This window comes from Streptomyces sp. NPDC127108 (assembly GCF_042677545.1).
In the GTDB taxonomy this organism is placed as follows: domain Bacteria; phylum Actinomycetota; class Actinomycetes; order Streptomycetales; family Streptomycetaceae; genus Streptomyces.
This window is the reverse complement of the sequence record NZ_JBHXTE010000094.1, coordinates 1-9,035: the sequence shown is the minus strand read 5'-3', so window position 1 is coordinate 9,035 and position 9,035 is coordinate 1. Positions and strand designations below refer to the sequence as shown.

The following is a 9,035-nucleotide window of genomic DNA, read 5'->3' as shown; positions in this document are numbered from 1 at the left end:
CCGGCTGGGAGCCCCCAATCCCACCCCTTCACCGAAACTGGGGCTCCGCCCCAGACCCCGCTCCTCAAACGCCGGAGGGGCTACATATGTCGCCGGTGCAGCAAATTTCTAGCCCGTCCGGCGTTTGAGGACGAGGCGCGAAGCGCCGATACGGGGTCCGGGGCGGAGCCCCGGGTTCGGGAAGGGGCGGGGTTGGGGAGCCCCCGGCAGGGCACCGGCCTCAGGGCCCGACGGCCAGCACCCCCCGCAAAGCCCCGAGAAACGCATCGGTCGTGGCCCGGTCCCGCACGGCCACCCGAAGCCACTCCGCCCCGAGCCCCGGAAACGTATCGCCCCGCCGCACGGCGAACCCCCGCTCCCGCAACCGCTCCCGCACCACAAGCCCGTCCGCCACACGCAGCAGCACGAACGGCCCCGCCGCGGGCCCCGCGACGGAAACCCCCGGCAACTCCCCGAGCCCGCCGACCAGATACCGCCGCTCGGCGGCCACCCGGTGGGCCACATGACCCGCCTCGGCGAGCGCCCGAGGCGACACGCACGCCTCCGCCGCGGCGAGCGCGGGCGACGACACGGGCCACAGCGGCTGCGCGCGGGACAGCTCGGCGACGAGCGCCGAGTCGGCGAGGACGTAACCGATGCGGAGGCCGGCGAGCCCCCACGTCTTGGTGAGGCTCCGCAGGACCACGAGCCCGGGCACGTCGACACGCCCCGCAAGGCCCTCCCGCTCGCCCGGCACCGCGTCCATGAACGCCTCGTCCACCACGAGGACCCGCCCAGGGCGGGCGAGCCGGACGATGTCCGAGGCGCGATGCAGCACCGAGGTGGGGTTCGTGGGATTGCCGATCACGACGAGGTCCGCGTCCTCGGGCACCAGGCCGGGATCGATCCTGAACCCGTCCTCGGGCCGCAGCAGCACCCGCCCCACCGTGTGCCCGGCGTCCCGCAACGCGGCCTCCGGCTCGGTGAACTGGGGGTGCACCACGACGGGCCGCCGCACCCGCAGCGCCCGCGCGAGCAGCACGAACGCCTCGGCGGCCCCCGCGGTGAGGAGCACCCGCTCCGGCGGAACGCCGTGCCGCGCCGCCACCGCGGCCCGCGCCGCCCGCCCGTCGGGGTAGGCGGCCAGGCCGTCGAGGGACGCGTACAGGCACTGCTTCAGCCATGAAGGCGGCGTACCAGCACGGACGTTGACGGCGAGGTCGACCAGATCGCCCTCGCCCCGCACCTCCACGTCCCCGTGGTGCCGCAGGTCGACGTCGGGCCGGGCGTCAGTGGGAGTGCGCATGACTTCCGTGGTGGTCGTGGCCGTGGCCGTGGTGGTGGTGTCCGTCGTCGTCGGGGTGGAAGTGCGGCTGCTGCGGCAGGCCCACCTTGTCCTCGAAGCCCGGCAGCGCCACCCGGTACACACAGGTGTCGCAGTTCATCCGCAGGTCCCCGCCCACGGCCTCCCGGTACCGCTCCATGACCAGCTCGACCAACTCCTCCTCGGGGCCGATCACATCGGCGGAGCGCACCTCCACGTCGGGGTGCGCGGCCGCCCAGCCGTCGGTCTGCTGCCGTACCCGGTCCGGCAGGACGCCGGTGAACAGGAAGTACGGCAGGACCACGACACGCCGCGCGCCCAGCGCCACGCACCGGTCGAGCCCCGACGGCACGTCGGGCGCCGCGAGCGACACGAACGCCGTCTCCACGCCCGCGTACCCGCGCCCCTCCCACAGCAGCCGCGCCGCCTTGAACACCTCGGAGTTGGCGTCGGGATCCGTCGAGCCGCGCCCCACCAGGAGCACGGTGACGTCGGCTCGGTCCTCCGGCGTGCGCGCCGTGTCGCCGAGCGCCTCGTCGAGCCGCCGCTCCAGGACCCGCAGGATCAAGGGGTGCGGGCCCAGCGGGCGGCCGTAGGAGTACGAGATGCCGGGGTGGCGGTCCTTCTCACGGGTCAGCGCGGCCGGGATGTCGCCCTTGGCGTGCCCGGCGGACACCAGCATCAGCGGCACGGCCGCGAACCGTTTCGCGCCCCGTTCGACGAGTTCGGTCACCGCTTCGCCGAGCGGCGGCGGCGACAGCTCGATGAAACCGCCTGCGACGGGCAGTTCGGGGTTGCGGCGCGCCAGCTCGTCGACGAAGTCGCGGAACGCGGCGGCCCCGGCGTCGTCGCGGGTGCCGTGTCCGGCGATGAGCAGTGCGGGCGGGGTGGTCACTTGTTCTCCTCGGGTCGGATCCCGGCGCCCGGCGCCGGGGGGTGGTGCGGCAGGGCGTTCAGAGCGGCCGAGGCCACCGCCGAACCCCCCTTCTCGGGCACGTTGCCGACGGCGGGAAGCTTGCCAGCGCGCAACGCCTCCTCGGACTCGACGGCGCCGACCGGGAGGCCGAGCACGAGGGCGGGCCCGGCGTCGAGCAGCGGCAGTTCCTCCAGGGTGGTGGACCCGCGGCCGACCACCCAGGGCGCGCCGGGACCGACCCGCTCGCACGCGAGCCGCACCGCGTGCGCCGAACGCGTCAGCGGCGCGAAGTGCGAGGTGCCGAGCCGGGAGGGCGGCCGCCGGAACGGCTCCTGCTCGACGGTACGCACGACGCGTGCCGTGCTCCGTGTGTCGCCCACGGCGGTCACACCCCCTGCCAGCGGTAGCCGCGCGGCGTCACCATACGGCCCGCGATGGCGCGGGTCGCGGTGTTGCCGACGGTCACGACGGTCATCATGTCGACGCTGCCCGGGTCGAGCGCGGACAGGGTGGTCAGGCGCACGCTCTCGTCGGGGCGCGAGGCGTTGCGCACGACACCGACGGGCGTGGACGCCGCCCGGTGCTCGGCGAGCAGCGCGAGGGACTTGGGCAGCTGCCAGTCCCGGCCGCGGCTGCGCGGGTTGTAGAACGTCACGACCAGGTCCGCCTCGGCCGCCGCGCGCACCCGGCGCTCGATGACCTCCCACGGCGTGTGCAGGTCGGACAGGCTGATCGACACGTGGTCGTGGCCGAGCGGCGCGCCGAGCAGCGCCCCGGCGGCGAGCGCGGCCGTCACTCCCGGTACGCCGACGACGTCGATGTCGTCCCCGGCCTCGGCGAGCGCGGGCGACGCCATCGCGTACACGCCCGCGTCCCCCGACCCGATCAGCGCCACCGCCCGGCCCTCGCGGGCCTCGGCGACGGCGGTACGGGCCCGCTCCTCCTCGGCGCCGAGCCCCGACTCGATCACCCGCGTCCCCGGCCGCAGCAGATCCCGGATCTGGTCGACGTACTGGTCGAGGCCCACGAGCACGGCGGCGCGCCGCAGTTCGTCGCGGGCGCGGGGCGTGAGCAGGTCCCGGGCGCCGGGCCCGAGCCCCACGACGGCGAGCCGCCCCCGCGCGGGCCGCCGCACGACCGCGCACGTGGCCATGGCGGGGCTGCCGTCCGCCCGCTCCGACTTCCGCTTCGGCACGACGAGCTCACCCCCGCCCCGCAGCGCGGCCGCCTCGGCGACGGACGGCGTCCCCACGGCGGCGAGCGGCGCCCGCGACGGATTCGGCACGACGACCCCGGCCAGCTCCTCGGCGCCGTACGTCACCAACGGCACCCCGAGCCGCCCGGCCGCCGCCACGATTCCCGGCTCGTCGCGCTTGGCGTCGACGGTCGCCAACTCCCGCACACAGAGCGCGGAGAGCCCGGCCTCGCGCAACGACTCCCGCACCAGCCCCAGCACCTCGTCGACGGGCGCCCCCTTACTGGCACCGACCCCCACGACGAGGGAGGGCGGCCGCAGCACGACTTCACGCAGCGCGGGCTCAAGGGTGCGGTCGGACACCCGCACCGTCGGCTGCTCCCGGCGCACGGCTTCGCCCTGTCCGGCGCGGCTGTCGGGGGCCGCCGGTCCTGACTGTGGGCCATCGTCCCGCAGGGCGACAGGGGTCTCCCCTGTTCGAGCGGAGCCGAGAGCTCGGGGAAGGGCGGGCACAGCCCGGTTCGACGGTGCCTTGACGTTCGAGGGCAGGGCAGGCAGCGGCCACGCCAACTCGGCCTCCAGGGCGACGGGTTCCCCGTCCAACATGGCCCGGGTGACCCCGGCGACGTCCCCCTCCACGGGGAACCCGAGCGTGTCGAGCCCCGGCACGGCCACCGCATCCGTGGCGGTCGTGATCACAGGCTCGGCCCCGAGCACCTCCCCGACCTCCCGGGCCAACGCGTTCGCGCCCCCACCGTGCCCGCCGAGCAGGGCGACGGCGAACCGCCCGCCCTCGTCGACACACACGACCCCGGGGTCGGCCGACTTCCCCGCGAGCAGCGGCGCGGCCAACCGCACCACGGCGCCCGCGGCGAGGAAGCACACCACCTGCTCGCACTCGCGGAACGCCCGCTCGAAGGCGTCCCGCACGGGACCCTCGTACACCCGTGTACGCGCGGGCCAGGCACCGGCGAGCCGTGCGCGCGCACGCCCGCCGGCCTCCGTGGCGGAGATCAGGCCGATCACTGGACCACCCCTTCGGTAAAGGAAGCCGAACCCAAGGGCCCCGCGCCCGGCGCAGCCGACCGCGTACCCCACAGCAGGAACACCGGATCGGTCGCGGCGAGCCGCGTGACCTCACCCGGGAGCGACGCGAGCCGCGAGGACTGCAACAGCACCCCGTCACAGTCGAACCCGGCCCCCAGCAGCGCCGCCCGCACCGCGGGCACCCGGTCGACCGCGGCGAGGGACACCACCACGGCCCGCCGCGCCCGTCGCGCGCACGCGGTGACGATGGCGGGCAGCTCACGCCCGCCACCGCCGACGAACACGGCGTCGGGGTCCGCGAGGTCGGACAGGACGGTGGGCGCCGCCCCGTGCACGGCGAGCACGTCGACGCCGTGCGCGGCGGCGTTGGCGCGGACACGCTCGACGCCGTCGGCGGTCTTCTCCACGGCGGTCACGGCCGCGCCGAGCCGCGCGCACTCCACGGCGACGGAGCCGGATCCCGCGCCGATGTCCCACACCAGGTCGCCGACGCGCGGCCCGAGCCGGGCGAGCGCGAGGGCCCGCACCTCGAACTTGGTGATCATCGAGTCCCGGTGGCTGAACTCCGCCTCGTCCAGGGCCCACCGGCCGGGCCCGGACCTCGCGCCCGCGACGGTACGGGCGGCGGCGGTGACCGCGCGGTCCTCGTCGAGGCAGAGCACGACGCCGACCGAGGCGTCCCAGTCGCGGGCGGCGGCCTCGGCGGGGGTGACCCGCTCGACGCGTTCGCCGGCGGGGGCGCCCAGGGAGGTGGCCACGACCAGGGTGCGGCCCTCCGCGCGGCGGGTCAGTTCGGCGCCCAGTTCGGCGGGGCCCGCGCCGGGGCCGGTGAGGACGGCGACCTTCGGGTGCGCGCGGCAGGCGTTCACCGCGGTGCGCAGGTCGCGGCCGTGGGCGCTGACCACTATGGCGTCGTCCCAGGGCAGGCCGACCCTGGCGAAGGCCGTTGCCACGGAGGAGACGCCGGGGCGGACGTCCAGGGCGGCCGGCCCGAACCTGTCCGCCAGGGCGCGGACCACGCCGAAGAATCCGGGGTCCCCGGAGGCGAGGACGACTATGCGCGCCGGGGGCGTGGTGGCCGCCGATCGGCCTGCGGCCTCGTCCTCAATCGCCGGACGGGCTTTGATCACCTCGCCCTCGGACGGCAGGAGCCCCTCGATACCTACCTCGCCCTCGGACGGCAGGAGCCGCTCGACAGCGACCTCGCCGTCAGCCGTCAGGCACCGCTCGATCGCCTCCAGCGCGGGTGCCAGCGGACCGAGCACCACCTGCCGCACCCCCGCAGGAACACCCGCCGCCTCCAGGTGACGGCGTCCCCCCACCACGAGCGCCGCGCCCCGCACCGCCGCGCGGGCCGCCTCGTCCAGGGGTGCCCCCGTCCCCGTACCTATGACGGTGATCACGAGCGGGGCCTCTCCGCGCGCAGCGCCGCGCGGGCCTCGGGGTCGGCCTTGCGGAAGCCGTGGAAGTGGCCCGGGTGGTACAGGTGCGAGCGGGTGCCGTGCGCGCCGAGCGCCGGGCCGACCAGGAACAGGGTGTGCTTCCAGAGGCGGTGTTCCTTCACCGTCTCCTCCAGCGTCTCGATGGTGCAGGTGAGGATCAGCTCCTCCGGCCAGGTGGCCTGGTACGCGACGACGACGGGCGTGGTCGTCGGGTAGCCGCCTTCGAGGAGCTCGCGCACGAGCTGGCCGCTGCGCGCCGCCGACAGGAACAGCGCCATCGTCGTGCCGTGCCGTGCGAACTCCCGCACCTCCTCGCCGGGCGGCATCGGTGTCTTGCCGCCGCCGAGCCGGGTGAGGATCACGGACTGGGCGACCTCGGGAACGGTCAGCTCACGCCCGGCGATGGCGGCGACGGCCGAGAACGACGAGACGCCCGGCACGATCTCCGTCGCGACGCCGAGCGCGGCGCACCGGTCGAGCTGCTCCTGCGTACCGCCCCACAGCGCCGGGTCCCCGGAGTGGATCCGCGCGACCTTCAGGCCGTCCCTTGCGGCCCGCTCGTACACGGCGACGACGTCCTCCAGGGACATCACCGCCGAGTCCAGGACCTCGGCGCCGTCACGGGCGTGCTCCAGGACGTCGGCCTGCACGAGGCTGGCGGCCCAGATCACCACGTCGGCGTCCGCGATGGCCCGGGCGGCTCGGAAGGTCAGCAGGTCAGCGGCACCGGGACCGGCGCCGACGAAGGTCACCTTGCCGGTGGGGGCGGCGTCGGCCATGGGGGAGTTCCTCTCGTGCGGAACGGGGACTGAAGAGGACGTGCGGCCCGGGGACGGGGCCGGGGGAGTGGCCCGTGGGCCCATGGGGCGGGTGCGCGATGCGGGGGCGGGCTCAATCGGCTAGCAAGAGCGCATGGCGGTGTTCGTGGCGCTCGGCGCGTTCGTGATGACACTCGTCGGCGGCTGGACCGCCGGGCGGGTCACCGACCGGCGCCATCTGGTGCTCGGGCTCGCGGGCGGCCTGATGCTCGGCGTCGTCGGCCTCGATCTGCTGCCCGAGGCCCTGGAGGCGGCCGGCGGCCCGGTCTTCGGCGTACCGGCGGCGCTGCTCCTCGCCGTCGCGGGCTTCCTGTTCGCACACGTCGTGGAGCGGCTCCTTGCCCTGCGCCGGACGGCGCACGGGGCGGCCGAGCACCCGGGCGGCCGGGTCCCGGAGGTCGGCCTGACGGCGGCCGCGGCGATGGTCGGCCACAGCGTGATGGACGGCGTCGCGATCGGCGCCGCGTTCCAGGTGGGCGGCGGCATGGGCGTGGCGGTCGCGGTCGCCGTCATCGCCCACGACTTCGCGGACGGCTTCAACACGTACACGATCACCCGGCTGTACGGGAACGCCCGCCGCAAGGCCGTCGCGATGCTCCTCGCGGACGCCGCGGCCCCGGTCGTGGGCGCGGCCACCACACTCGCCTTCACCATTCCGGAGCAACTGCTCGGCGGTTATCTCGGCTTCTTCGGCGGCGCCCTGCTCTACCTCGCCGCCGCCGAGATCCTGCCCGAGGCCCACCACGACCACCCGGCGCGCTCGACGCTGCTCTGCACGGTGGCGGGGGCGGCGTTCATCTGGCTGGTGGTGGGCATCGCCGAGTGAGCCGCGCGCGGTGGCGCGGCGCCCTGGTCCTGGCCGTGGCCGACCGGTGGACGTCACAGCTTCCCGCCCCGCCCGCCCTCGCGCCGCGCGGGCGCGATGAGCGTCGACAGGTACGGCAGCGGCCCGTCACCCAGGTCGGCGGCGCCCTGGATGGACTCCTCGGGCAGCCCGAGCGCCGACCCCCACACCGCCTCCTCGGTCCGCCCCGTCTCCCGCAGCGCCGCCGCGACCTCGTGCGCGAGCCGCCCGAACTTGTACGCCACCACGGTCCCGGGCCCGGCGAGCGCGTCCTTCAGGACGGCGGCCCCGGCCGTCACCGGCACCAGCGTCAACGGCTCGGTGCCCTCGGTGAGCACGGCACCGCTGCGCGCCGCGAGGTCCTGCATGGCCGTGATGCCCGGCACGGTCTCCACGACGACGCCCGGCACCAGCTCCTCGATGGTCTGCGCGAGGTAGGTGAACGTCGAGTACACATGGGGGTCGCCGATCGTGGCGAACGCCACCGTGCCGCGCTCCCGCAGCAGTTCGGCGACGCGCTCCCCGGCCGCGTCCCAGGCCGCCTCGCGCCGCGCCCGGTCGGTGCGCTCGTTCAACGCGAACACGACCCGCACGACCCGCTCCGCCGGAACGTAGTGCAGCACCGTCGCCTCGGCGCGGCCGCGCTCGCCGGTGTCCATGACGGGTACGACGACGACATCGGCGCCGCGCAGCGCGTTCACACCCTTGACGGTCACGAGCTCGGGATCACCGGGACCCACCCCGACCCCGATCAGCCTGCTGCCGCTGCCACTCATGGCTTGCACCTCTCCACGAACCGACGGGCGATGCCGGGCTCGGCGGCCCAGTGCGTGTGCAGATAACTCGCGTGCACTCCCTGTTGTACGAAACCTTCGACGCGCCGTTCAGGAGCGTGCAGCCCCCAGGCGGGAGCCGCCCCCGCGTCCGGTTCCACGACCGTGCGGTGGAACTCGTGCCCGCGCATCCGCGTGCCCACGCCCGCGAGCACACTGTCCGACACGGCGACGGCCTCGCGATACCCCAGCGTCAGCCGCTCCGACATCCGCGCCGTCGCGTCGAGCACCCCGCACATCGGCTTCCCGTCCAACTCCCGCGCCAGATACAGCAGCCCCGCACACTCGGCGGCGATCGGCGCACCACTCCTGGCGAGCTCCGCCACGGCTTTCCGCAGGGGTTCGTTGGCGGACAGCTCGGGTGCGTACACCTCCGGGAACCCGCCCCCGATGACGAGCCCCCGGGTCCCCGGGGGAAGCTCCTCGTCGTGCAGCGGATCGAAGGCCACGACCTCGGCCCCGGCAGCGGCAAGCAGCTCGCTGTGCTCCGCGTAGGCGAACGAGAAGGCGGCCCCACCGGCCACGGCGACAACGGGCCGCTGCAACGGCTCCTGCACGTTCGGGGTGCTGACTTCAGCCCGTCCGGCGCTTGAGGACGAGGCGCGAAGCGCCGATTCGGGGGTCCGGGGGCGGAGCC

Annotated in this window: 8 protein-coding genes and 1 pseudogene; 1 reads left to right on the top strand and 8 read right to left on the bottom strand. The window is 75.3% G+C overall.

The genetic code is table 11. The features are described from left to right. Window positions 1-220: 220 nt before the first annotated feature. The 6 genes and pseudogenes from cobC to cobM form a co-directional block, all read right to left on the bottom strand. Entirely contained in the window at window positions 221-1,285 is a 1,065-nt protein-coding gene (cobC, locus tag ACFVHO_RS40290) for an Rv2231c family pyridoxal phosphate-dependent protein CobC (RefSeq protein ID WP_385725512.1), read from the bottom strand. Next, a complete protein-coding gene (locus tag ACFVHO_RS40285; RefSeq protein WP_385725511.1) occupies window positions 1,269-2,198 on the bottom strand; it encodes a sirohydrochlorin chelatase in 930 nt (309 codons plus the stop codon). The genes cobC and ACFVHO_RS40285 overlap by 17 nt, the downstream gene beginning before the upstream one ends. After that, window positions 2,195-2,503: pseudogene (locus ACFVHO_RS40280) on the bottom strand (precorrin-8X methylmutase); the annotation flags it as partial. The gene ACFVHO_RS40285 and the pseudogene ACFVHO_RS40280, both read right to left, overlap by 4 nt. A gap of 101 nt (window positions 2,504-2,604) precedes the next feature. Continuing rightward, on the bottom strand, window positions 2,605-4,440 hold the full coding sequence (gene cobJ / locus ACFVHO_RS40275; RefSeq protein ID WP_385725510.1) for a precorrin-3B C(17)-methyltransferase: 1,836 nt from the start codon (window positions 4,438-4,440) through the stop codon (window positions 2,605-2,607). Beyond that, window positions 4,437-5,864, bottom strand: coding sequence for a precorrin-6y C5,15-methyltransferase (decarboxylating) subunit CbiE (gene cbiE, locus ACFVHO_RS40270; RefSeq protein WP_385725509.1), 1,428 nt, complete (start codon window positions 5,862-5,864; stop codon window positions 4,437-4,439). The genes cobJ and cbiE overlap by 4 nt, the downstream gene beginning before the upstream one ends. Then, window positions 5,861-6,682 (bottom strand): precorrin-4 C(11)-methyltransferase, encoded by an 822-nt coding sequence (gene cobM, locus ACFVHO_RS40265; RefSeq protein WP_385725508.1) that lies wholly within the window; start codon window positions 6,680-6,682, stop codon window positions 5,861-5,863. The genes cbiE and cobM overlap by 4 nt, the downstream gene beginning before the upstream one ends. Before the next feature lie 133 nt (window positions 6,683-6,815). Between cobM and ACFVHO_RS40260 the strand changes: the two genes are divergently transcribed. After that, on the top strand, window positions 6,816-7,547 hold the full coding sequence (locus ACFVHO_RS40260) for a ZIP family metal transporter (RefSeq protein ID WP_385725507.1): 732 nt from the start codon (window positions 6,816-6,818) through the stop codon (window positions 7,545-7,547). A gap of 53 nt (window positions 7,548-7,600) precedes the next feature. Here the strand turns inward: ACFVHO_RS40260 and cobI are convergent, their stop codons facing one another. Together cobI and ACFVHO_RS40250 are read right to left on the bottom strand one after the other, a co-directional pair. Beyond that, window positions 7,601-8,341: a precorrin-2 C(20)-methyltransferase gene (gene cobI, locus ACFVHO_RS40255; RefSeq protein WP_385725506.1), complete on the bottom strand. Its 741-nt coding sequence runs from the start codon at window positions 8,339-8,341 to the stop codon at window positions 7,601-7,603. Then, window positions 8,338-9,035, bottom strand: a 698-nt coding sequence (locus tag ACFVHO_RS40250) for a hypothetical protein (RefSeq protein ID WP_385725505.1), incomplete at its 5' end; no start/stop codon positions are given. The genes cobI and ACFVHO_RS40250, both read right to left, overlap by 4 nt.

Coding starts and splice junctions, on each gene's coding strand:
- cobC (WP_385725512.1), bottom strand. CDS start 1,285: ATGCGCACTCCCACTGACGCCCGGCCCGACGTCGACCTGCGGCACCAC.
- cobM (WP_385725508.1), bottom strand. CDS start 6,682: ATGGCCGACGCCGCCCCCACCGGCAAGGTGACCTTCGTCGGCGCCGGT.
- ACFVHO_RS40260 (WP_385725507.1), top strand. CDS start 6,816: ATGGCGGTGTTCGTGGCGCTCGGCGCGTTCGTGATGACACTCGTCGGC.
- cobI (WP_385725506.1), bottom strand. CDS start 8,341: ATGAGTGGCAGCGGCAGCAGGCTGATCGGGGTCGGGGTGGGTCCCGGT.